This window comes from Salmonella sp. SA15303 (assembly GCF_029962125.1).
Taxonomy (GTDB): domain Bacteria; phylum Pseudomonadota; class Gammaproteobacteria; order Enterobacterales; family Enterobacteriaceae; genus Salmonella; species Salmonella enterica.
Genome location: NZ_CP123924.1, coordinates 2,258,531 through 2,281,386 on the forward strand (window position 1 = coordinate 2,258,531; position 22,856 = coordinate 2,281,386).

General features: G+C 51.9%; 24 protein-coding genes. 14 read left to right on the forward strand and 10 right to left on the reverse strand.

Going from position 1 to position 22,856, the window contains the following annotated elements:
• From sapD to pspF, 5 genes are all read right to left on the reverse strand, one after another.
• Positions 1-993, reverse strand: a complete 993-nt coding sequence (gene sapD, locus QEN31_RS11070) for a peptide ABC transporter ATP-binding protein SapD (protein WP_001128868.1) — start codon at positions 991-993, stop codon at positions 1-3.
• Entirely contained in the window at positions 993-1,883 is an 891-nt protein-coding gene (gene sapC, locus QEN31_RS11075; RefSeq protein WP_001146150.1) for a peptide ABC transporter permease SapC, read from the reverse strand. The genes sapD and sapC overlap by 1 nt, the downstream gene beginning before the upstream one ends.
• The gene (gene sapB, locus QEN31_RS11080) at positions 1,870-2,835 is read right to left on the reverse strand and encodes a peptide ABC transporter permease SapB (protein WP_000583298.1); all 966 of its coding nucleotides are present in this window, start codon (positions 2,833-2,835) and stop codon (positions 1,870-1,872) included. The genes sapC and sapB overlap by 14 nt, the downstream gene beginning before the upstream one ends.
• Positions 2,832-4,481, reverse strand: a complete 1,650-nt coding sequence (gene sapA, locus QEN31_RS11085) for a peptide ABC transporter substrate-binding protein SapA (protein WP_001241629.1) — start codon at positions 4,479-4,481, stop codon at positions 2,832-2,834. The genes sapB and sapA overlap by 4 nt, the downstream gene beginning before the upstream one ends.
• 111 nt (positions 4,482-4,592) lie before the next feature.
• A complete protein-coding gene (gene pspF, locus QEN31_RS11090) occupies positions 4,593-5,573 on the reverse strand; it encodes a phage shock protein operon transcriptional activator (RefSeq protein ID WP_001738297.1) in 981 nt (326 codons plus the stop codon).
• A 170-nt stretch (positions 5,574-5,743) separates the two neighbouring features.
• Here pspF and pspA point away from each other — a divergent pair, with 170 nt between their 5' ends.
• The 8 genes from pspA to tyrR all read left to right on the forward strand — a co-directional run bounded on the left by pspA (position 5,744) and on the right by tyrR (position 11,979).
• A complete protein-coding gene (gene pspA, locus QEN31_RS11095; RefSeq protein ID WP_000510996.1) occupies positions 5,744-6,412 on the forward strand; it encodes a phage shock protein PspA in 669 nt (222 codons plus the stop codon).
• A gap of 59 nt (positions 6,413-6,471) precedes the next feature.
• On the forward strand, positions 6,472-6,696 hold the full coding sequence (gene pspB / locus QEN31_RS11100) for an envelope stress response membrane protein PspB (protein ID WP_001274953.1): 225 nt from the start codon (positions 6,472-6,474) through the stop codon (positions 6,694-6,696).
• The gene (pspC, locus tag QEN31_RS11105; protein ID WP_000508938.1) at positions 6,696-7,055 is read left to right on the forward strand and encodes an envelope stress response membrane protein PspC; all 360 of its coding nucleotides are present in this window, start codon (positions 6,696-6,698) and stop codon (positions 7,053-7,055) included. The genes pspB and pspC overlap by 1 nt, the downstream gene beginning before the upstream one ends.
• Before the next feature lie 22 nt (positions 7,056-7,077).
• Positions 7,078-7,296 (forward strand): phage shock protein PspD, encoded by a 219-nt coding sequence (gene pspD / locus QEN31_RS11110; RefSeq protein ID WP_001097607.1) that lies wholly within the window; start codon positions 7,078-7,080, stop codon positions 7,294-7,296.
• 75 nt (positions 7,297-7,371) lie between these two features.
• Positions 7,372-7,686: a thiosulfate sulfurtransferase PspE gene (pspE, locus tag QEN31_RS11115; protein WP_000913428.1), complete on the forward strand. Its 315-nt coding sequence runs from the start codon at positions 7,372-7,374 to the stop codon at positions 7,684-7,686.
• Positions 7,687-7,834: 148 nt separating this feature from the next.
• Positions 7,835-9,232 (forward strand): YcjX family protein, encoded by a 1,398-nt coding sequence (locus QEN31_RS11120; protein ID WP_000825847.1) that lies wholly within the window; start codon positions 7,835-7,837, stop codon positions 9,230-9,232.
• Entirely contained in the window at positions 9,229-10,290 is a 1,062-nt protein-coding gene (locus tag QEN31_RS11125; protein ID WP_001294459.1) for a YcjF family protein, read from the forward strand. The genes QEN31_RS11120 and QEN31_RS11125 overlap by 4 nt, the downstream gene beginning before the upstream one ends.
• 147 nt (positions 10,291-10,437) lie before the next feature.
• Complete coding sequence (tyrR, locus tag QEN31_RS11130; RefSeq protein ID WP_001235493.1) at positions 10,438-11,979, forward strand: transcriptional regulator TyrR; 1,542 nt, start codon at positions 10,438-10,440, stop codon at positions 11,977-11,979.
• Positions 11,980-12,068: 89 nt separating this feature from the next.
• Here tyrR and tpx read toward each other — a convergent pair whose 3' ends face one another.
• Positions 12,069-12,575, reverse strand: a complete 507-nt coding sequence (gene tpx / locus QEN31_RS11135; protein WP_000084401.1) for a thiol peroxidase — start codon at positions 12,573-12,575, stop codon at positions 12,069-12,071.
• Between the two features lie 115 nt (positions 12,576-12,690).
• Here tpx and ycjG point away from each other — a divergent pair, with 115 nt between their 5' ends.
• Positions 12,691-13,656: an L-Ala-D/L-Glu epimerase gene (gene ycjG, locus QEN31_RS11140; RefSeq protein WP_001258061.1), complete on the forward strand. Its 966-nt coding sequence runs from the start codon at positions 12,691-12,693 to the stop codon at positions 13,654-13,656.
• Here ycjG and mpaA read toward each other — a convergent pair.
• A complete protein-coding gene (gene mpaA, locus QEN31_RS11145) occupies positions 13,631-14,359 on the reverse strand; it encodes a murein tripeptide amidase MpaA (RefSeq protein ID WP_000219126.1) in 729 nt (242 codons plus the stop codon). The genes ycjG and mpaA overlap by 26 nt on opposite strands.
• A gap of 189 nt (positions 14,360-14,548) precedes the next feature.
• Between mpaA and QEN31_RS11150 the strand changes: the two genes are divergently transcribed.
• Positions 14,549-16,162, forward strand: coding sequence for a peptide ABC transporter substrate-binding protein (locus QEN31_RS11150; RefSeq protein WP_001216554.1), 1,614 nt, complete (start codon positions 14,549-14,551; stop codon positions 16,160-16,162).
• A 96-nt stretch (positions 16,163-16,258) separates the two neighbouring features.
• Here the strand turns inward: QEN31_RS11150 and QEN31_RS11155 are convergent, their stop codons facing one another.
• A complete protein-coding gene (locus QEN31_RS11155; RefSeq protein WP_000814362.1) occupies positions 16,259-17,188 on the reverse strand; it encodes an aromatic alcohol reductase in 930 nt (309 codons plus the stop codon).
• A 118-nt stretch (positions 17,189-17,306) separates the two neighbouring features.
• Here QEN31_RS11155 and QEN31_RS11160 point away from each other — a divergent pair, with 118 nt between their 5' ends.
• Both QEN31_RS11160 and QEN31_RS11165 read left to right on the forward strand, forming a co-directional pair.
• The gene (locus QEN31_RS11160) at positions 17,307-18,212 is read left to right on the forward strand and encodes a LysR family transcriptional regulator (RefSeq protein WP_000359201.1); all 906 of its coding nucleotides are present in this window, start codon (positions 17,307-17,309) and stop codon (positions 18,210-18,212) included.
• A gap of 273 nt (positions 18,213-18,485) precedes the next feature.
• Positions 18,486-19,355 (forward strand): aldo/keto reductase, encoded by an 870-nt coding sequence (locus QEN31_RS11165; RefSeq protein WP_000456774.1) that lies wholly within the window; start codon positions 18,486-18,488, stop codon positions 19,353-19,355.
• A gap of 90 nt (positions 19,356-19,445) precedes the next feature.
• Here QEN31_RS11165 and bdcA read toward each other — a convergent pair whose 3' ends face one another.
• Positions 19,446-20,159 carry an SDR family oxidoreductase gene (gene bdcA, locus QEN31_RS11170; protein ID WP_000171963.1) on the reverse strand — a complete coding sequence of 238 codons (714 nt, stop codon included), beginning with the start codon at positions 20,157-20,159 and terminating at the stop codon, positions 19,446-19,448.
• A 77-nt stretch (positions 20,160-20,236) separates the two neighbouring features.
• On the opposite strand from bdcA, the gene QEN31_RS11175 reads away from it, so the two are divergent.
• Both QEN31_RS11175 and QEN31_RS11180 read left to right on the forward strand, forming a co-directional pair.
• On the forward strand, positions 20,237-20,827 hold the full coding sequence (locus tag QEN31_RS11175; RefSeq protein WP_000208473.1) for a TetR/AcrR family transcriptional regulator: 591 nt from the start codon (positions 20,237-20,239) through the stop codon (positions 20,825-20,827).
• A 128-nt stretch (positions 20,828-20,955) separates the two neighbouring features.
• On the forward strand, positions 20,956-21,192 hold the full coding sequence (locus tag QEN31_RS11180; protein ID WP_001168019.1) for a YgdI/YgdR family lipoprotein: 237 nt from the start codon (positions 20,956-20,958) through the stop codon (positions 21,190-21,192).
• A gap of 213 nt (positions 21,193-21,405) precedes the next feature.
• Here the strand turns inward: QEN31_RS11180 and QEN31_RS11185 are convergent, their stop codons facing one another.
• A complete protein-coding gene (locus QEN31_RS11185) occupies positions 21,406-22,515 on the reverse strand; it encodes a hypothetical protein (RefSeq protein WP_000275493.1) in 1,110 nt (369 codons plus the stop codon).
• Positions 22,516-22,856 lie beyond the last annotated feature (341 nt).

Here is a 22,856-nt window from a genome sequence, read left to right on the forward strand (position 1 = left end):
TCACTCTCTCTCCATATTCAGCGGAAAATGACAGGCATAGAGATGATTTTTCGCGCCGGTTAAGCGTGGCGTGATAATGCATTCTCGTTGCGCGTAAGGGCAGCGTGGCCCCAGACGACAACCTATCGGTAACTGCTCCAGTAGCGGGATCGCGCCTGGCAGCGTATTCAGACGGCTTTTATGCGGCATCGCGCTGCCAAAATCCGGAATCGCGCGGATAAGCGCCTGCGTATAAGGATGATGTGGCATCGTCACCAGATCTTTACTTGGCGCGGTTTCTACCGTCTGGCCGCAGTATAAAACGTTGATTTTATCAGCCCACTGACTCAGCATTTGCAGGTCGTGGCTAATCAACAGAATGGTGGTATTACTGTTTTGATTCAGTCGGGTCAGCAGGCGAAAAATTTGCGCCTGCGTCGTTGGTTCCATTGAGTTGGTGGGTTCATCAGCGATCAGGAGTCGCGGTTGATTCGCCAGCGCGATAGCGATCATAACTTTCTGACACTCACCATCGGTCAGTTCATAGGGAAAACTGCGCATCGCGTCTTTATGATCTTTAATTCCCACCCGGTGCAGTAATTCAATTGCACGCCGTTTACGCCAGCCTAAACGCTGCCACCAGCGGCCTTTATAGGTCCAGGCGGGAATATTTTGCATTAACTGGCGGCCGACGCGTTCGGAAGGATCAAGGCACGACTGCGGCTCCTGGAAGATCATCGACACATTATGTCCGACCAGCTTACGCCGTTCACGTGAGGAGAGGCGCAGCAGATCGATATCATCAAAACGCATACGGTCGGCAGTGACTCGCCAGTTGTCTTTCGCGACGCCGCAAATAGCTTTAGCAATCAAGCTCTTTCCGGAACCCGATTCACCTACCAGGCCGCGAATTTCACCTTCGCTTAATGTCATACTGACGCGATCGACCGCTTTTACCCAACCTTCGCTGGTTTTAAATTCAATGGTGAGATTGCGGATATCCAGTAACGGCATTATTCCACCCCCGCAATAATCGCACGACGAATCCCATCTCCGAGCAGGTTTACCAGTAAAACACTGAGCGTTATCGCCGCGCCGGGTAGCATAACGGTCCACGGCGCGACATAGATTAGCTCCAGCGCATCCCCCAACATGGCGCCCCATTCAGGAGAGGGAAGCTGCGCGCCGAGATCTAAAAATCCCAGCGCGGCGATGTCCAGAATCGCCATCGACAGCGCCCGGGTAATTTCGGTGACCAGACCGGCGGTAATATTCGGTAAAATGGCGAACCACAGAATATTCAGCGTTGTCGCGCCATCCAGACGGGCGGCAATGACGTACTCTTTTTCCAGTTCATCATGCACCATGCTGTAGACGGAACGTACCATTCGCGGCAACAGGGCCAGCCAGACGGCAAACATCGCGTGTGACAGATGTGGGCCGGCAAATGCCACGACGATAATCGCCAGCAAGAGCGAAGGGATGGAAAGCAGCGTGTCCAGAATATGGTTCAGCACGGCAGAGCGTAAACCGTGCGTCGCGCCTGCCACTACGCCGAGGACTAATCCACATAGCGTAGCCGCCAGCGTTACGATAAACGCGCCGCCGACCGTGGGCGCCGCGCCGCTTAACAGGCGGCTCAGCACATCGCGCCCCAGATCGTCAGTCCCCAGAAAAAAGGAGACTTCGCCATAGCGTGACCAGGAGGGTGGCAGTAGCTGATAGCCCAGAAATTGCTGATCGATACCATAGGGCGCGATCCAGCCGCCAAAAATACACAGCAACGCCAGACCGGCGCATCCATACAGACCCACCATCGCAGGCGCGTCGCTATAAAATTTACGCCAGGCAGTGCGCAGGGTGCCTGGCGGGCGCTTTTCGCTGTATACGCTATCGTAAGGCATACCATTCCTTATGTTTCAGAGGGTTAGCCATAGCACCCAAAATATCGGAAATCACATTGACCACAATAACCAGCGACCCAATGACCATCACGCCAGCGGAAATAGCGGCATAGTCCTGCTGACGAATGGCGTGAATTAACCATCGTCCCAGCCCAGGCCAGCTGAAAACCATTTCGGTAATCATCGCCAGCGTTAACATGGTTGAAAACTGCAGACCAAGACGGGGAATGACCGGCGGCAGCGCATTATGCAACACGTGACGGCGTAAAATCGTAAAGCGCGATAAGCCGCGCGTGGCCGCCGCTTTAACGTAGTTCTGATCGTAGACCTCAATAGTGCTGATTCGCATCAGGCGGATCACTTCTGTGGTCGGCGCGACGGAGAGCGTGAGCACCGGTAAAACCATATGCCGTATGGCGCTCATCACCATTTCATCACGCCATGGCGAATCTGAAATCCAGGCGTCAATGATGGCGAAACCGGTAACCGGTTTAACTTCATAAAGCAGGTCAAATCGCCCGGATACCGGCAGCCACCCCAGCGTGAGCGAAAAGAACAGTGTGAGCAGAAGCGCCAGCCAGAAAACCGGAATTGAGAAACCTAATAGTGCCAGCGCGCTGATAAAACGATCCGGCCATTTGCTACGCGTCACGCCCGCCAGCATCCCGACCGGGATGCCGACCATCAGCGCAAAACCAAAGGCGAGAATGCACAGCTCCATCGTGGCGGGAAACACCTCTTTAAGCTGTTCGGAGATCAGCTGGCCGTTAATGCTGGACACGCCAAAGTCCCAGTGCAGCAGACCGTTGAACCAGAAAACCCAGGCATTCCATAATGATGCGCCTTGTAGCGGCGCATGCGGCGTAAAATAGCTCAGGCTAAAGCCGATAAAGGTCAGGAAGAAGAGCGTCACCAGCAACAGCAATAACCGACGCAGGGTGAAGATAATCATGGTTTTTTCACCTCTTCGTGTTTTTCGCGGGAGACGCCGGCAAAAGACGCATTGCCGAACGGGCTTAACACCAGCCCTTTAATATCGTAGCGGTAAGCCTGCAGGCGTAGTGATGATGCCAGCGGCAGTATCGGCAGCTCTTTCTCCAGGATATTCTGCGCTTCCTCATACGCTTCTATGCGCGAAGCCAACTGCTGCGACGACAGTGCCTTACGCAGCACGCTGTCAAATTCAGGGTTACACCAGTGGGCGAAATTGGTTTGCGAATTGATGGCCGCACAGCTTAACAGCGGTCTGAAAAAGCTATCCGGATCGTTGCTGTCCGTGGCCCAGCCGGATAAGGTCAGATCGTGATTCATATCCATCAGGCGCGCCTCCTGAAAACGACCTTCAACCGGCACAATGACCACTTTTACGCCAACCTGCGCCATATCCGCCTGAATAAGCTCCGCCGTTTTTAGCGGACTTGGGTTCCAGGCCTGAGAACTGGTCGGCACCCAGAGATGCAGCGTAAGATTCTCAATGCCCAGCGCTTTTAGCTGTTCGCGCGATTTTTGCGGATTGTACTCCGTAATTTTGGCATCGTTATCGTAAGCCCATGAGGCTCTCGGTAAAATGGAGGCTGCGGTTTCCGCCGTGCCGTAATAAATCGACTGCATCAGGCGCTGGTTGTTGATCGATAAGGCCAGCGCATGGCGCACTGCGGGATTATTCAACGGCGGCTTATCGGTGTTAAAGGCCAGATAGGCGATATTCATCCCCGGGCGCAACGTCAGACGTAAACGCGGATCGTCGCGTAAAATAGTTAGCTGGCTGGCGGCGGGCCAGGCCAGAACATCGCATTCACCGGTCAGTAATTTCGATAAACGCCCGGTACCGCCGGAGCCTAAATCCACCACCACTTGCGGCATCAGCGGTTTGCCGCGCCAAAACCCATCGTGGCGCTGGAGACGAATAAACTGCCCGGCACGGTACTCCGAAAGCTGGAAAGGCCCGGTACCGACCGGTTGGCGGTCTAGCAGTTCCTGACGATCTTTTCGGCTAAGCTGCGCGGCGTACTCAGCGGACATGACGGAAGCGTAGTGTGTAGCCAGATGCCATAAAAAGGAGGCGTCTGGCTGCGTCAGGCGAAACTCAACGGTGTTATTGTCCAGCTTACGCACGCTTTTTACATTGTCGGCGAACTGTAGGCTATCAAAGTAGGGGAAGCTACTGCCGTTGATGTTATGCCACGGATGTCGACGATCGAAAATCCGCTGAAAGGTAAAGACGACATCATCAGCATTGAGTTTTCGGGTCGGCGTAAACCAGGCGGTTTTTTGAAAGGAAACGTCGCGGCGCAGGTGAAAACGGTACGTTGCCCCGTTATCCAGCACTTCCCAGCTTTCTGCCAGCTCTGGGACTAAACGATAAGTATAGGGATCGACATCCAACAGGCGATCATATAACTGGGCGGCCAGGGTATCGACGATGAGGCCGCTGCTCGCTTTTTGCGGATTAAAGGTGTTGACCTGCCCGCTGACACAATACACAAAGCCGCTATCGCGAATATCTGCACTCGCAGTTTGTTCGGGCGCAGTCGCAGCCGTAGCCTGACTACTTAGTAGACCCGCTATCACGATCAGAGACGATAAAACCAGGCGCATAATAGTTAAGTTTTTGAAGTTCAATTTGCAAAGTGTATCGCACTTCGGCCCGCCACGTAAAAATGTCGGTGGATAACTGGCGTAAATGTCGTCAATTAGCCGGAGAAATAGCTAAAGCTGATGCTTTTTAAGCAAGGCGCGAAACTGGTGGTAGGTGAGCGCCAGCAAATCGGCGGCTCGTTTCTGGTTAAACTTCGCCTGCTGTAAGCTACGTTGCAGCAGCGCTTTTTCCTGTTGCAGTTGAAACTCACGTAATTTGAGCGGCAGGTCAGGCGTGACGGATGCCGCTGGCAGGGCGGGCGCGGGCGGTTCAGCGGGATGGCGTTGAAAAGGATCGATAACAATTTCATCCAAAGGTTGTTCACTACTGCCGTGGCGATACACTGAACGTTCGACTACGTTTTTCAGCTCGCGGACATTACCTGGCCAGGCGTAATGCAACAACGTTTCTTTTGCCCGATCGGTAAAACCGGGAAATAAGGGCAGACGTAGCTCACGACACATCTGAATAGCAAAGTGCTCGGCCATCAGCATGATATCGCTCTGGCGTTCGCGCAGCGGCGGCAGTTGTACAACATCAAAAGCCAGCCTGTCGAGCAGATCGGCACGAAATGTCCCTTCCTTCACCATGGCGGGTAAATCGGCATTAGTGGCGCATACTAATCGCACATTAACCTGTAACGGCTGGCTGCCGCCGACGCGCTCTAGCTCGCCATATTCAATCACCCGCAGCAGCTTTTCCTGTACCAGCATCGGCGCTGTCGCCAGTTCATCCAAAAACAGCGTGCCGCCATCGGCGCGTTCAAAGCGACCGGGATGACGTTTTTGCGCCCCGGTAAAAGCGCCCGCTTCATGGCCAAACAGTTCGGAGTCCAGCAGATTTTCGTTAAGCGCCGCGCAGTTAAGCGAGATAAGCGGCCCCTGCCAGCGTGAAGAGAGATAATGCAGTCGATTGGCGATAAGTTCTTTACCCGTCCCGCGTTCGCCAATAATCAGCACTGGCTTATCCAGCGGCGCGAGCCGGGAGACTTGTTCCAGTACTTCAAGAAAACGGTTTGCCTCGCCGAGCAGGTTATCTTTAAATTCAGCCATGATGAAAATCGCCACTTGTTAGTGTTTTTCACCACTTTATCCTTTTTTGCTGGCGAGGTAAAACGAAACAATTTCTTTATTATCAGTGGTATGAAAAGTTGGCACGCAAATTGTATTAATCACATAGCAGGGCATCGCCCGTTATCAGAACATTATGTGAGGATTGAATTATGGGTATTTTTTCTCGTTTTGCCGACATCGTGAACGCCAATATCAATGCGTTGTTGGAAAAAGCGGAAGATCCGCAGAAGCTGGTGCGCCTGATGATTCAGGAGATGGAAGATACGCTGGTGGAGGTTCGCTCGAACTCCGCGCGAGCTTTAGCGGAAAAGAAACAGTTATCCCGTCGTATTGAACAGGCTACGGCTCAGCAGATCGAGTGGCAGGAAAAAGCGGAACTGGCCCTGCGCAAAGATAAAGACGATCTGGCGCGCGCCGCATTGATTGAAAAACAAAAGCTGACCGATTTAATTGCTACGCTTGAACAGGAAGTCACGCTGGTGGATGACACGCTGGCGCGCATGAAGAAAGAGATTGGCGAGCTGGAAAACAAACTCAGCGAAACACGCGCTCGCCAGCAGGCGCTGATGCTGCGTCATCAGGCGGCGAGTTCTTCCCGCGATGTCCGTCGTCAGCTTGACAGCGGCAAACTGGATGAAGCCATGGCGCGGTTTGAATCCTTTGAACGTCGTATCGATCAAATGGAAGCGGAAGCGGAAAGCCATCGTTTTGGTAAGCAGCAATCGCTGGACCAACAGTTTGCCAACCTGAAAGCCGATGATGAAATCAGCGAGCAGCTGGCGCAGTTGAAAGCCAAAATGAAGCAAGATAATCAATAATGACAATGGCGGCGCCGATACGCGCCGTCGCTCATCAGCTTTAGGTGTAAGGAGAACGCATGAGCGCGCTATTTCTGGCCATCCCGTTAACCATTTTTGTGTTGTTTGTGTTACCGATTTGGCTGTGGCTGCATTACAGCAACCGCGCCGGTCGGGGAGAACTGTCGCAAAGCGAGCAGCAACGCTTACTGCAACTCACAGACGATGCGCAACGTATGCGCGAGCGCATTCAGGCGCTGGAAGACATTCTTGATGCAGAGCATCCGAACTGGAGAGAGCGCTAATGGGTGGAATCAATCTGAATAAAAAACTATGGCGTATGCCGCAAAAGGGCATGGTGCGTGGCGTTTGCGCCGGGATCGCCGACTACCTTGATGTACCGGTAAAACTGGTGCGTATTCTGGTCGTGCTGTCGATTTTCTTTGGGCTGGCGTTTTTTACCGTAGTGGCCTATATCGTTCTGTCTTTTGTACTGGACCCTATGCCGGATAATCTGGCCGCAGGCAAACCGCAGCCGACCAGCGGCGAACTGCTGGATACCGTAGACAGAGAGCTTGCCGCAGGCGAAAAGCGTTTGCGAGAAATGGAACGCTACGTCACGTCAGATACGTTCACACTGCGTAGTCGTTTCCGTCAACTGTAAGTGATATATCGGGAAGGTGAAGATGAATACTCGCTGGCAACGCGCCGGGCAGAAGGTGAAGCCCGGCTTCAAAATAGCAGGTAAGCTGGTTCTGTTGACCGCGTTACGCTACGGGCCTGCCGGCGTGGCGGGATGGGCGGTAAAATCCGTCGCCCGTCGTCCGCTAAAAATGTTGCTGGCGTTTGCGCTGGAGCCAGTACTTCGTAAGGCGGCGAATAAAATTTCGCAGCGTTACAAATAGCGAGTCTGGTCATAATATTTCGTTAAGCTCTGGCGTATAGTGTGTGCGAAATACATTACGTGTCAGGACGGAAGTATGTTGAAAAAAGGAATATTTGCGTTAGCGTTATTCATAGCCATGCCGCTTTATGCCGCAGAATACTGGATAGATGTCCGCATTCCGGAACAATATCAGCGAGAGCATATTCAGGGCGCGATTAATATCCCATTGAAGGAGATTAAATCTCATATCGAAACGGTAGTTCCAGACAGGAACGATACGGTAAAGTTATATTGCAACTCCGGGCGACAGTCGGGCATGGCAAAACAAATGTTGCTTGATATGGGGTATACGCACGCGATGAATATGGGCGGTATCAGTCGTCTTGATATGCCGAAAGTAAAAAAATAGATAATCTATTGCTCAATACTCATACTAACCGCGGCGCTTAATGCGCCGTTGTTGATCTCTCCGGGTAGTTGATAATAACGTTTTTGCACATATCTATAACGCAGGCTCATTATTATTTTTTCTTCTCTTCAGGCTCAACAGGATGTCAATGAAGCGACTTAAAACTGAATTCAACGCGCTGGTCAATCGTGGGGTAGACAGGCATTTGCGTCTTGCCGTAACCGGGTTGAGCCGCAGCGGTAAAACGGCGTTTATTACGGCGATGGTTAACCAGTTGCTTAATGTCCACGCGGGCGCGCGCTTACCGTTGCTCAGCGCGGTACGCGAAGAACGCCTGCTTGGCGTAAAGCGTGTGCCTCAACGTGATTTTGGTATTCCCCGTTTTACCTACGACGAGGGGATACTTCAGCTTTATGGCAATCCTCCCGCCTGGCCCACACCGACGCGCGGCGTCAGTGAGATTCGGCTGGCGTTGCGCTATCGCTCCAACGACTCGCTGCTGCGCCATTTTAAAGATACCTCGACATTGTATCTGGAGATTGTGGACTACCCAGGGGAATGGTTACTCGATCTGCCCATGCTGGCTCAGGATTATTTAAGCTGGTCCCGTCAGATGAACGGCTTGTTACAAGGACAACGCGCTGAGTGGGCCGCAAAATGGCGGCAACTTTGCGACGGGCTCGATCCGCTGGCGCCCGCCGATGAAAACCGGCTGGCGGAGATTGCCGCCGCCTGGACGGATTATTTGCATCAGTGTAAATCGCAGGGATTGCATTTTATTCAGCCTGGACGGTTTGTTTTGCCGGGCGATATGGCGGGCGCGCCAGCATTGCAGTTTTTCCCGTGGCCGGATGTGGACGCCTTCGGCGAGTCAAAACTGGCGCAGGCGGATAAACAGACCAACGCTGGAATGCTGCGCGAACGCTTTAACTACTATTGCGAAAAAGTGGTCAAAGGGTTCTACAAAAATCATTTTCTACGCTTTGATCGCCAGATTGTGCTGGTCGACTGTCTGCAACCGCTTAATAGCGGGCCGCAGGCGTTTAATGATATGCGTCTCGCCTTAACGCAGCTGATGCAAAGTTTTCACTATGGCCAGCGGACTCTGTTTCGTCGTTTGTTTTCGCCGGTGATTGATAAATTGCTGTTCGCCGCGACGAAAGCCGACCATGTCACCCTCGACCAACATGCCAATATGGTGGCCTTGCTCCAGCAGCTTATTCAGGATGCCTGGCAAAATGCCGCGTTTGAAGGCATTAGTATGGATTGCCTGGGGCTGGCGTCGGTACAGGCGACCACCAGCGGTGTGATTGAGGTCAACGGCGAAAAAATCCCGGCTTTACGTGGAAACCGTTTGAGTGACGGCGCGCCGTTAACCGTGTACCCCGGCGAAGTGCCTTCGCGTTTGCCGGGGCAAGCGTTTTGGGATAGTCAGGGTTTTCAGTTCGAAGCCTTTCGTCCGCAGGTGATGGATGTTGATAAACCGTTACCGCATATTCGTCTGGACGCTGCGCTGGAGTTTTTAATAGGAGATAAGCTGCGATGAGCGAACCGTTAAAACCGCGTATTGATTTTGCAGAACCGCTAAAGGAGGAACCTACGTCGGCCTTCAAAGCGCAGCAAACTTTCAGCGAAGCGGAGTCGCGTACATTTGCGCCTGCAGCTATCGATGAGCGCCCGGAAGACGAAGGCGCGGCAGAAGCGGCGGTCGATGCCGCGCTGCGCCCCAAACGCAGCCTGTGGCGTAAAATGGTGATGGGAGGACTGGCGCTGTTTGGCGCGAGCGTGGTCGGGCAAGGCGTACAGTGGACAATGAATGCCTGGCAAACTCAGGACTGGGTCGCTTTAGGCGGCTGTGCCGCAGGCGCGCTGATCGTTGGCGCTGGCGTGGGATCGGTGGTCACGGAGTGGCGGCGATTATGGCGCTTGCGCCAGCGGGCGCATGAACGCGATGAAGCGCGTGAACTGTTACATAGCCATAGCGTCGGGAAAGGTCGCGCATTTTGCGAAAAACTGGCGCAGCAGGCGGGGATTGATCAATCACATCCGGCATTACAACGTTGGTATGCCGCTATTCACGAAACGCAAAACGACAGGGAAATCGTCGGTTTGTATGCGAATCTGGTACAGCCGGTACTTGACGCGCAGGCGCGACGTGAGATTAGCCGTTTCGCCGCGGAATCGACTCTGATGATCGCCGTCAGCCCGTTAGCGTTGGTGGATATGGCGTTTATTGCCTGGCGTAATTTACGCCTGATTAACCGCATCGCAACGCTGTATGGCATTGAACTTGGTTATTACAGCCGCCTTCGTCTGTTCCGTCTGGTGTTGCTGAATATCGCGTTTGCGGGAGCCAGTGAGCTGGTGCGTGAAGTCGGTATGGACTGGATGTCTCAGGATCTGGCCGCACGCTTGTCCACGCGTGCGGCGCAGGGGATTGGCGCAGGTCTCCTTACCGCTCGACTGGGAATAAAAGCGATGGAGCTATGTCGACCATTGCCGTGGATCGATAACGATAAACCACGTCTCGGTGATTTTCGTCGTCAGCTTATCGGTCAGCTAAAAGAGACGCTGCAAAAGAGTAAGTCGTCGCCTGAGAAATGACCTTTCACATGGCGCTGACGGCCTGGCTTTACGCCGCAGCGCCCGTTTTTCCGCCATGCTGTCAATATTTGTTGACAGAATCCTTCCTGCCAGCCGAATAGTGGCTTATCATCTATTTAATGGTTCATTATTCAGGTGAAGGTTCCCATGCGTCTGGAAGTCTTTTGTGAAGACCGACTTGGTCTGACCCGCGAATTACTTGATTTACTGGTGTTACGTAGCATTGATTTACGCGGAATCGAGATTGATCCCATTGGGCGAATTTATCTTAATTTTGCTGAGCTGGAATTCACCGACTTCAGCAGCCTGATGGCCGAAATCCGCCGTATTTCCGGCGTAACGGATGTCCGTACCGTTCCCTGGATGCCGTCCGAACGTGAACATCTGGCCCTGAGCGCGCTGCTTGAGGCGTTGCCGGAGCCGGTGCTCTCATTGGATATGAAGAGTAAAGTGGAGATGGCGAACCCGGCGAGTTGTCAACTTTTTGCCCAGAGCCAGGAGCGAATGCGGCACCATACCGCCGCACAATTAATCAACGGCTTCAATTTTCAGCGCTGGCTGGACGGTAACCCGCAAAGCTCCCATAACGAACATGTCGTGATCAACGGGCAAAACTTCCTGATGGAGATTACGCCGGTACATTTACAAAACGAAAATGACGAATACGTGTTGACCGGGGCGGTCGTGATGTTGCGTTCCACGATTCGTATGGGGCAGCAGCTACAGAATTTGTCCACGCAGGATCTGAGCGCGTTTAGTCAGATTATTGCCGTGAGCGCAAAGATGAAGCACGTCGTTGAGCAGGCGCGCAAACTGGCGATGCTCAGCGCGCCGCTGCTGATTACCGGCGATACGGGAACCGGCAAAGATCTTTTCGCCTATGCCTGTCACCAGGCAAGCCCTCGTTCAGCGAAACCGTATCTGGCGCTCAACTGCGCTTCGATCCCGGAAGATGCGGTAGAAAGCGAACTATTTGGCCATGCGCCGGAAGGTAAAAAAGGTTTCTTTGAACAGGCGAATGGCGGTTCGGTGCTGCTGGATGAAATTGGCGAAATGTCGCCGCGTATGCAGGCGAAGCTGCTGCGTTTTCTCAACGATGGTACGTTCCGTCGCGTCGGCGAAGATCACGAAATTCATGTTGATGTCCGTGTTATCTGCGCCACGCAGAAAAATCTGGTGGAGCTGGTGCAAAAAGGACTGTTCCGCGAAGATCTCTATTATCGACTTAACGTTCTGACGCTTAATTTGCCGCCGTTGCGCGATTGTCCGCAGGATATTATGCCGTTGACCGAACTGTTCGTGGCGCGTTTTGCCGACGAACAGGGCGTTCCGCGACCGAAACTGTCTGCCGATCTGAGTACGGTCCTCACTCGTTACGGCTGGCCGGGTAACGTTCGCCAGCTTAAAAATGCGATTTACCGGGCGCTGACGCAACTGGAAGGGTATGAGCTGCGTCCGCAGGATATCCTGCTGCCTGACTACGATGCCGCGACGGTGGCAGTCGGCGAGGATGCGATGGAAGGCTCGCTGGATGACATTACCAGTCGTTTTGAACGTTCTGTCCTGACCCAGCTTTATCGTAGCTATCCGAGTACGCGTAAACTGGCGAAACGGTTGGGGGTATCGCATACCGCGATTGCCAATAAGCTGCGTGAATATGGTCTGAGCCAGAAGAAGGGTGAAGAGTAGAAAACAAGAAGGCCTCCGGATAGAGGCCTTCTTGTGACAAAAGAGCACCGCCTGTAGCACTGACAAACGTAGCGCCAGCAGGCGCTGGCTTATGCCTTCAGGACATTAAGCGCGGCGTCGTAATCCGGCTCGTGGGTGATTTCATCCACCAACTGGCTGAAAATAACGTTGTCGTTTTCGTCAAGCACGATGACTGCGCGCGCCGCCAAACCTTTCAGCGGGCCGTCAACGATTTCGACGCCGTAGTTTTTCAGAAACTCGTTATTACGCAGAGTGGAAAGCGTAATAACGTTGCTCAGGCCTTCCGCGCCGCAAAAACGCGACTGTGCAAAAGGCAGGTCAGCAGAAACGCACAATACGACGGTATTCTCCACTTCTGTGGCCAGTTGATTAAACTTACGAACTGATGCGGCGCATACGCCAGTATCAATGCTTGGGAAAATATTCAGCACTTTGCGTTTGCCTGCATATTGGCTGAGGGAAACGTCAGACAAATCTTTTGCGACAAGAGTAAAAGCCTGTGCTTTGCTACCAGCCTGCGGAATAACGTTGGCAACGGTGACCGGGTTACCCTGGAAATGTACAGTCTGTGACATAATTATGTTCCTATTTACTTATAGTTAACGTCGAAATCCAGTTTAAGTCATTATTCATTAACACGGCAAATACTATTTGTAGCAAGCCGCGTCCGGCGCTATCAGAGGGGAAGAGATGAGATCTGTTAAGGTATATGAGGAAACCTGGCCGTTACATACGCCTTTTGTTATTGCGCGTGGTAGCCGAAGCGAAGCGCATGTTGTCGTTGTCGAACTGGAAGAAGAGGACGTGAAAGGCATCGGGGAATGTACGCCATATCCACGTTATGGTGAAAGTGATGCCTCGGTCATGGCGCAAATCATGAGTATTGTGCCTCAGTTGGAAAACGGGCTGACTCGCGAAGCATTGCAGAAACTGTTGCCGGCAGGCGCGGCGCGCAACGCGGTGGATAGCGCCTTATGGGATTTGCAAGCCCGCCAGCGGCAGCAAAGCCTTGCCGGGCTGCTCGGCGTGACGCTGGCCCCGGTTTTTACTACCGCGCAAACGGTAGTGATAGGCACGCCGGAACAGATGGCAGCCAGTGCGGCGGCACTATGGGAAAAAGGGGCGACGTTGCTGAAAATTAAACTCGATGCTCGTTTGATTAGCGAACGTATGGTGGCGATCCGCTCGGCGGTGCCGGAGGCGACGCTCATTGTGGACGCCAATGAATCGTGGCGTCCGGAGGGGCTGGCGGCGCGTTGCCAGTTACTGGCGGATCTGAATGTCGCGATGCTGGAGCAACCGCTGCCCGCGCAGGATGACGCCGCCCTGGAAAATTTTATTCATCCGTTGCCCATCTGTGCAGATGAGAGCTGCCATACTCGCAGTAGTCTGAAAGCCCTGACGGGGCGCTACGATATGATCAACATTAAGCTGGATAAAACCGGCGGTCTGACCGAGGCGCTGGCGCTGGCAACGGAGGCGCGGGAGCAAGGATTCGGCCTGATGCTGGGCTGTATGCTCTGTACATCAAGAGCGATTAGCGCCGCGCTGCCGCTTATGCCGCAGGTGAGCTTCGCCGATCTTGATGGCCCAACATGGCTGGCGGTTGATGTTGAGCCCGCGCTACGCTTTACGACGGGTCAACTCCATCTTTAGGATGCCAGCGGAGCAGATTCGACATCGCCAGCAAGTATTTTTCGCTGGCTTCATCGGCGGAAACAGGGGGAAACTCGGCGGTAATGCAGTGCAGGTTGAGGTCGGCGCACCAGCTGCCAAACGAACCGGGCGTTTCGTAACCTACGCTGGTCACCAGCGGCAACGCAAACGCATCGGCCAGCCACTCGCCTAGCTCGCTGCGACGTGGATCTTCAATGCAGGCTAGCGGATCGTGAAAAGAGACGACCCAGGCGGGTTGGAGTCGATGAATTAACTGGCAAAGCGCCTGGGTTTCCGGTTCTGAGCCGGGATGGTCGCCGGTTAGCAGCACGACATCACGCTCTTGCGCGCGGCTATTCCAGCGATAAACTGTCTCACCCGCTTTCCAGTTGGCGGCGGGAAAGTTACGGTTTAGATCAATGCCATTCGCATTTGCCCTTAACCCCAGTTGACAGCCATCAGGATTAACGGCAAGTACGACATGATGACGGCGAAGGGTTGGATTTAAGGTGCGTAACGCACAGGAGAGCGTCACCACGGATGAGGTTTCATCCCCGTGGGTGCCAGCCAGTATCAGGCCGCTTTCGCGATTGACGGCAGGCGCCGGAAACCAGATTAGCGGCGCGCCTAGTAGCGAACGTCCATAATGTTCAGTGCCTGGCGGAAATGCGCCGCGCTCGGCACGGGGGCGGGTGACAGTCATACGCGTTTCCCGAAGCTGAGACCAGTAGGGTAATCATCGTAGTGTTGTGTAAAACCCGCCGATTATCAAATGGTTTCTATTTACCCTCTTGTATGGCGCGATATCAACTTTCTGGCGGAAGATAATTGCATTTCTTTCTGCTGAAACAAATAATTACGTTGTCATTTAACTCATCTTTGAGGAACTTCTATGAGGCATTCTGTTTCAGTAACCTGTTGTGCGCTGTTGGTTAGCAGCTTTTCCCTGGCATATGCTGCGGATGTTCCCGGCGGAACGGTACTGGCAGAAAAACAAGAACTGGTGCGTCATATCAAAGATGAGCCCGCTTCGTTAGATCCAGCGAAAGCCGTTGGGCTGCCTGAAATTCAGGTGATCCGCGATCTGTTTGAAGGGCTGGTTAACCAGAACGAAAAGGGTGAAATTATCCCTGGCGTCGCCAGCCAGTGGAAGAGCAATGATAATCGTATCTGGACGTTTACGTTGCGGGATGATGCGCAATGGGCCGATGGAACGCCGGTGACCGCCCAGGATTTTGTCTATAGCTGGCAACGCCTCGTTGATCCCAAAACGCTTTCCCCCTTCGCCTGGTTTGCCGCTCTGGCTGGCATCACTAATGCACAAGCCATTATCGACGGTAAAGTCACGCCGGATCAGCTTGGCGTCAGTGCCGTGGACGCGCACACTTTGCGTGTTCAGCTTGACAAGCCGTTGCCCTGGTTTGCCAGTCTGACCGCCAGTTTTGCCTTTTATCCGGTCCAAAAAGCGAATGTTGAAAGCGGCAAAGACTGGATGAAGCCGGGAAAACTGATTGGCAATGGCGCGTATGTTCTTAAAGAGCGCGTGGTAAATGAAAAACTGGTGGTCGTGCCTAATACGCATTACTGGGATAACGCGAAAACGGTACTGCAAAAAGTAACATTTTTACCCATTAACCAGGAATCGGCTGCGACGAAACGTTACCTTGCCGGTGATATTGATATCACCGAATCTTTCCCTAAAAATATGTACCAGAAATTATTGAAGGATATTCCAGGGCAAGTTTATACACCGCCGCAATTAGGGACTTATTATTATGCGTTTAATACGCAGAAAGGGCCGACGGCGGATTCCCGCGTTCGTCTGGCGCTAAGTATGACCATTGATCGCCGTTTGATGGCGGAAAAAGTCTTAGGTACCGGTGAAAAACCGGCCTGGCATTTTACACCGGATGTCACGGCAGGATTTACGCCCGATCCTTCACCGTTTGAACAAATGAGCCAGGAAGAACTTAATGCCCAGGCGAAAACATTGCTGCGTGCAGCAGGCTACGGATCGCAGAAGCCGCTTAAATTAACCCTGCTTTACAATACCTCAGAAAACCATCAGAAAATCGCGATTGCGGTGGCGTCAATGTGGAAGAAAAATCTGGGGGTGGATGTGAAATTGCAAAACCAGGAGTGGAAAACGTATATCGACAGCCGGAATACCGGTAATTTTGATGTTATTCGCGCCTCCTGGGTGGGTGATTACAACGAACCGTCGACTTTCTTATCCTTATTAACGTCCACGCATACGGGGAATATTTCACGCTTTACTAATCCGACTTATGACAAAATCCTGACGCAAGCGACGATGGAAAATACTGCCGAAGCGCGTAACGCGGATTACAATGCAGCGGAGAAAATTTTAACGGAACAAGCGCCTATAGCGCCTATTTATCAGTATACCAATGGCCGGTTAATTAAACCGTGGGTAAAGGGATACCCCATTACTAACCCGGAAGATGTGGCCTATAGCCGTACAATGTATATCGTGAAGCACTGATGCGTACTGGTTTCTTGTTAACGCAAGGTAGCCACGCCCGCCGCCTGATGCTGGCAGAAGGCATGGGGATTAAGCGAGCGCCTGATGCCGCCGTTCTCATTGCTGTGTTTTCAGCCAGGCGGCAATATCCTGTGTCGGCAGATGATGTTGTGCATTCCAGGTGTCACTCATCGGCCACCACATACCGTCACCACGCGCGAAGGCGACGCGATAGCGCAGCATTGGGTCATGCGGATGTAAACGGAGTTGCTCCTGTAAGTCAGGTAGCGTCAATACGCCTCGGGTAAAAGTTTGCTGCGTCACGCGTTCGACCGTTTCCGCCAGTTTTGCATAAGAGGTCGTTTCCCCCGCGACAAAGACGACTTCGTTAGTGATACGCGGCTGATGCAGATAAATTTCAGTGGTCAGGCGACCAATATCCGCAGGCGACGTGACGGTGACCTGCATTTCCCATCCGCCGAGGGCATTGATGGTTTTTTTGGCTAAGTTGACCACACCAAAGGCTGGTTCGAAGAGAAAAGAGGTAAATATACCAGTTGAAACAATCACCCACTCTGTGACGTTTTGCTCGCGCAAAAGCGTCCTGACGTCATACTGTTCGTCCCACACCGGCTGGCCACTGCCTTTGCCGACCACATCGTAATTCACGCCAAACTGCCAGGGGAAATAGCGCTTAACGCCCGCCTCCAGTACCGCGCGGGTGATTTTTATCTGGGTACCCGCACCGGCGACAAACCCCATACAATTGATGATCGTATCAAAACCGTGGAATTGATCTTTTAACGCTGCAACCGAACTGCCTGCGATGTCGACCGGGATAAACCGCGCACCGGCATCTGCCAGTTGTTGATGAATGCTGGAACGTCGTTTGCTCTGTTTATCCCTGGATCGCCCTGACACAATAACGCTAACGGAACCATTACGCTGTGTGACCGCCGGAACCAACGACGCCAGCACTGACGCCCCCAGTTGTCCCGCGCCCAGCACCAATACTTTTTCACCCACCTGATTATTGGATTGTTTCATTTGCGCCTCTCTGTGTTGATTCACCTGTAGATAGAGATTACGTCAGGGATCTGCGTTCGATAAGACGCCGAAGACGGGTTAGACTGTTCTGATAAATGGGATAATTGGCGGGGGGAAAATGGACAAGCTGGAAGCGATGCAGGTCTATGTTTGCGTAGTGGATACCCATAGTTTTATCAGAGCCGCCGAAGTGCTGGGCGTGCCGCGCTCAACGGTATCGCGAGTGGTTAAAGAACTGGAATCCTGGCTTAAGATTCAACTTTTGCAACGTACAACTCGCAAACTTAGTGTGACCGCAGAGGGGCGGCGTTACTACGAAGAGTGCAAAAGAGTGCTGGCAGATATCGCGGCCATGGAGTCGTCATTTCCCGGCCGGGCGGCACAACCCAAAGGGCGTTTTAAAGTGGGGATGCCGCAATCTCTCGCCCGACATTGCATTATTCCCACGCTCCCGGCCTTTTTGCGCCAGTATCCGGAGCTGGAGCTGATACTTTGTTCCAGCGATAGCGTGGAGGATATTATCCTTCAAGGGTATGACTGCGTGATTCGGGCCGGCAGGATCGATGATTCCACCACGCTGGTTGCCCGTCCACTTGCCAGCTTTAACTGGGTGATAGCAGCATCGCCCACTTACATTGAGCGTTACGGTAGCCCTGAAAATTTAGATGATCTGCAAAAGCACCATGCGGTCGGCTACCTGAACCACCGCACCGGGCGTACCATCGACTGGTTTTTTACGCGTGAAGGGAAGGATTACGCGATACGGGTGCAGGAGACGCTGGTTGTCGATGATACGGACGCTTATATTCAGGCCGGAATACAGGGACTGGGGTTAATTCGCGTCGCCAGCTATCTGGTTGCGCCGTATCTGCACAGCGGGGCGCTGGTGACCTGCATGGACAACCATTCTTATGATTTGCCGCTTGCGCTGGTCTATCCGCAAAACAGGTTTCTGCCGCCTGCGGTACGCGCTTTTTATGACTGGTGCAAAACGGCGCTGAGCCAGCCGGCGCCTCTTCGCTAAAAATATTATTCCGGATATCGCATTGCCTGTTCAGAAAACTTTTTCACAGACGGTCAAAATGACGGTACTGGTTTTGACGCATAAGAAAAGTCATTATCAAACAGGTGCTACACGGCGAGGATATAGCAAGCACTGAACGTTTAGATGCAATAAAAAATCTGTACAACTGTTATTAATGAACTTTTTGTATAAATATAATCGTATTTAACAATACTCATTGTACCTGTATTTTGCTCTTATCATGGCGTCTTTACGACGAAAGGGTGCTTTAGCGTGGAATATTCAATATTAAGTAACAACCTTAAAATGCCTATGGTTGGTTTTGGCGTTTTTAAGGTAACCGACAAAGAAGAATGTCAGCAGTCAGTGTTAAGCGCTATTCGCAGCGGTTATCGTCTTATCGATACCGCTGCGGTATACGGCAATGAAGATGCCGTTGGTGACGCTGTTCGTGAAGCCATCGCGACAGGTCTGTGTACCCGTGAGGAGTTATTTATTACTTCTAAACTGTGGGTGCAAGATATGGCTAACTACGATCTGGCCAAAGCAGGTATTGAAGCGTCGCTGAAAAAATCCGGGTTAGATTATTTTGATCTCTATTTATTGCATCAGGCAATGGGTGATTATTTTAGCGCGTGGCGCGCGCTGGAGGACGCTTATGAAGCCGGTAAACTAAAAGCCATTGGCGTGTCCAACTTCTATGCGCATGTGTTAGCCAACTTCTGTGAAACCGTCAGAATTACGCCAATGGTAAACCAGGTCGAATTGCATCCATACTTTGCACAACCCGCCGCGCTGGAAACCATGAAGCATTATAACGTTCAGCCTGAAGCGTGGGCGCCGTTAGGCGGCGGGAGACATAAACCGTATGAAAATGTCATGCTTCAAGGGATTGCCGATGCCCATCAAAAAACCATCGCGCAGGTTGTCCTGCGTTGGAACGTGCAGCGTGGCGTCACGGTTATTCCTAAATCCACTCGACAGGAACGTATTGAAGAGAACTTTGCTATCTGGGATTTCTCACTAACGGATAACGAAATGGCTCAAATCAACGCCCTTGATTTAGGCTACGTTGGCGAAGCGGTGAAGCATTTTAATCCTGAATTTGTTCGCGGTTGTCTTGGCGTTAAAATCCACGATTGATCCCGGCGCTTGCGGATGTTTTCTCGCATGAACAGCTTCTAACACGGTTGCCGGAGCGTAGACGGCAACCGTGTGATATTCGCCTGGCCGTCAGGCGCCGAAGGCACCATCGATGGTGTGCATCGCGCCGGTGACGAAAGAGGCTTCCGGACCGGCAAGCCATGCCACCATTCCAGCCACTTCTTCAGGTCTTCCGTGTCGTTTGATCGCCATGAAACTGTGCATCAGCTCTTTCATGGGGCCATCTTCCGGATTGATGTCGGTATCAATCGGGCCTGGCTGCACCACATTTATCGTAATCCCGCGGGGGCCAAAATCACGGGCCAGGCCGCGCGCCAGCCCTTGCAGGGCTGATTTACTGGCGGCGTACGCGGCCATTCCCGGTACGGGCATCCGATCGCCATTCACGGAACCGATAATAATAATGCGTCCACCTTCCGGCATGTTGCGGGCTGCTTCGACTGACGCATGGTAAGGCGCATGGATATTAATACGGAACAAACGATCTATCGCATCGCTATCTTGTTCCAGCGCATCGCCGAAGAGAGCGACGCCCGCATTGACGACCAGAATATCCAGCGGTCCGTACTCACGCACGAGGCTGATGACGGCATCACGATCGGCGCTATCCGTCTGGATGGCGATGCTTCCGGTTTCCGTTGCCAGTTTTTCGGCGGCTTCACGCGATCCGGCGTAGCTGAAAACGACCGATGCGCCGTCAGCGCTAAAGCGTCGTACAATAGCCGCGCCGATACCACGACTTCCCCCTAAAACCAGTACAGATTTGTTGCGAAATAGCGTCATCAGGATGTCCTTTATGATATTGTAGTAGCCACTACAATATGCGTAATGAAATCATGCCGTCAAGGAGTTATGTAGTAATGACTACAAAACATAGCCGAACGCCGGGTCGCCCTCGCCAGTTCGATCCGGAGCAAGCCATTGAAACCGCTCAACATTTATTTCATTCGCGCGGCTACGACGCGGTGAGCGTAGCGGATCTGACAAAAGCGTTCGGGATCAATCCTCCCAGTTTCTATGCGGCGTTTGGTAGCAAGTTGGGGCTGTATACTCGCGTATTAAAGCGTTACAGGATGACCGACGCGATTCCGCTCGGGGCGCTTCTGCGTCACGATCGCCCGACCGCGAAGTGCCTTATCGATGTGCTGATGGAAGCGGCAAGACGTTACGCTGCCGATCCTGATGCCACTGGGTGTCTGGTTCTGGAGGGCGCTCATTGTAACGATAAACCGGCACGAGAGGCCGCCTGCGAGTTTTACATCGCTGCTGAAAACCTGATTCGCACTTATGTCGCCATGCGGTATCCGCAAGAGGCTGACCGGACGACGGACTTTATGGGGACGCTAATGGCGGGGCTTTCCGCCAAGGCGCGAGCGGGGTATGGCCTGGAGCGTCTTCAGGAGAGCGTGCTTCTGGCTGGGGATGTGCTGGAGCGATTACTGCCGGATTAACGCAGCGCATCAAAAAACCTGAGCCAGTCAGATACGGACAAACAGGGAGCAATAGCCCTAATCATCCATCTTGCCGTTGCGGTATTCGGTAAAGTACATCAAAAATAGAGGTGCCAGGGAAACGAGAAATGCAAAAATGTAGTCTTATTACGGTACTTAGCTTATCAGTGTTGATGCTAGCCGGATGTACAACGACCTATACCATGACGACCCGGACGGGAGAGATTATTGAAACGCAGGGTAAGCCGGAGGTTGACACCGCAACCGGAATGACGAAATACGCTGATGTTTATGGTTATCATCGCGTTATGAAAACCAGTGAAATAGTGCAGACGACAGAAGGCGCATCGAAGCTGGACTGGTAATGCGCTAAAGCAGTTGGGAGGCCGTGTCCAGTATGGGTACCGGACTGTTTCTGGGCCTGAATTGAATAGAGCGCCTGTATAGCCGAATTCCGGGTCTCGGCTTGATTTGTGTTGTCAGTTATTTGGTTGTTCCCTGTATAGTGAAGATAAACAGTACTCATGGCTAACGGTCTGTTTTGGATTGCTAACTATCCCGGATTCTGCGCGTTTTATTTAGTCACAACCGTGGTTAAGAATATTTTGGGTCAGACTTACACGCCGGGTATTAAGATAATCCGTCGCATAGAGAGCTTGATCGGCATCATTCGGTTCAAGAAGAAACGGCGTAACTTTAGGTATGAGATCAGCAAACAGGTTATATTGATCCACAGAGGCAAAATGCCGGGTAGCGCTGGCCCAGGGCATTCGCATCAGCTCTGCGTAAGAAGGGGATAGTTGAACTGGCAAATCAAATTCTTTCAGATTAGCAAGCATCTCCTTACTCATATAAAATGTGACCCTGTTTCGCGAAAAGGTGTTAAGCACTGCCTTCAGTCGTTTAACTTTTGCTTCTTTACTCACGCTATTATCAAAAAAACGTGGTGAAAGCATAATAGCAATCGATGCATTTGATGAAATAACATTATGTAGTGGTTTCAGGGCTACAACAATCTGATCGTTTGTGAAGATACGCTGCGTACCAGAGGAAGTAGTATAGTTTCCACCCAGCCAGATCACATAATCTGTTGTTTTGAGGGGAAGCGCTTTTTCCGGTATATTACCCCTGTCAGGTGCCACTGTTTCAATTGCTAGTGAGTCTTGTCCCCAGACATTATTTACTTTAGAACTCAAAAAATTATATTCTGAAATATTCCTTAGTTTTAGTAGAGTTATCTGCGAGCGGGTAAAAAAGAGATTGAATCTCACTTTGTTCTGCAATTGCCGAAGTAATCTGAGCGTGTTCTGATCGATCAGATGACTATACAGACCAACCGTTTTTCCGGAAAGTATTGCTGAGGCATTGTTCGCAAGAAGCATCTCTTTTATAGCTCCTTGCCCAATAATCAGTATGCAACTGTATTTTTCTGGTCTGATTTTATCTATGGGGATATCGGTAAGATTGACCAGGTCAGGAGTGCCATGCCGCCAATTATCATGAATGACTGTGGCTCCGGAGGCGTCTCCTCCGGCTCCCCTGGTGATAATAAGAGGAGGGTGGGTACTGGCATGTGCGATATACGAAAAACAAGCTACCATTGCTAGCGCTGTGTTTCTGATGGTTGTATACATATCGTCTGCCCTGATTTCGAAAATATGAATAATGTCTCCTCTTATAATGTACATCAAAAAGAGAGCATTTTAATTAAACGTTATCTCAACGAGATAAAAGGTTAGCACAGTAAAGTATAGAGAGAATGTAATCATACCAACATTGTAAATGTGGGAGCATGAAGGCCCCGCAAGCCGCCCGGCCAGCATACTCCCATTAATAGTTAAAGTATGGACTTTGCTTTTACCGTAAACTGTAGCCAATATTACCTGATCACTACACCGTACAGTACTGTCAGTAATCTGTCTCCGGTGTCGCGTGCACGCAATTTATTTTTTTCAATTCTTTCAAAACGTTAACTATATTAATAGTCACTTATTTTACCAGAATCAATACTGAGAGTTTTATTACCGTT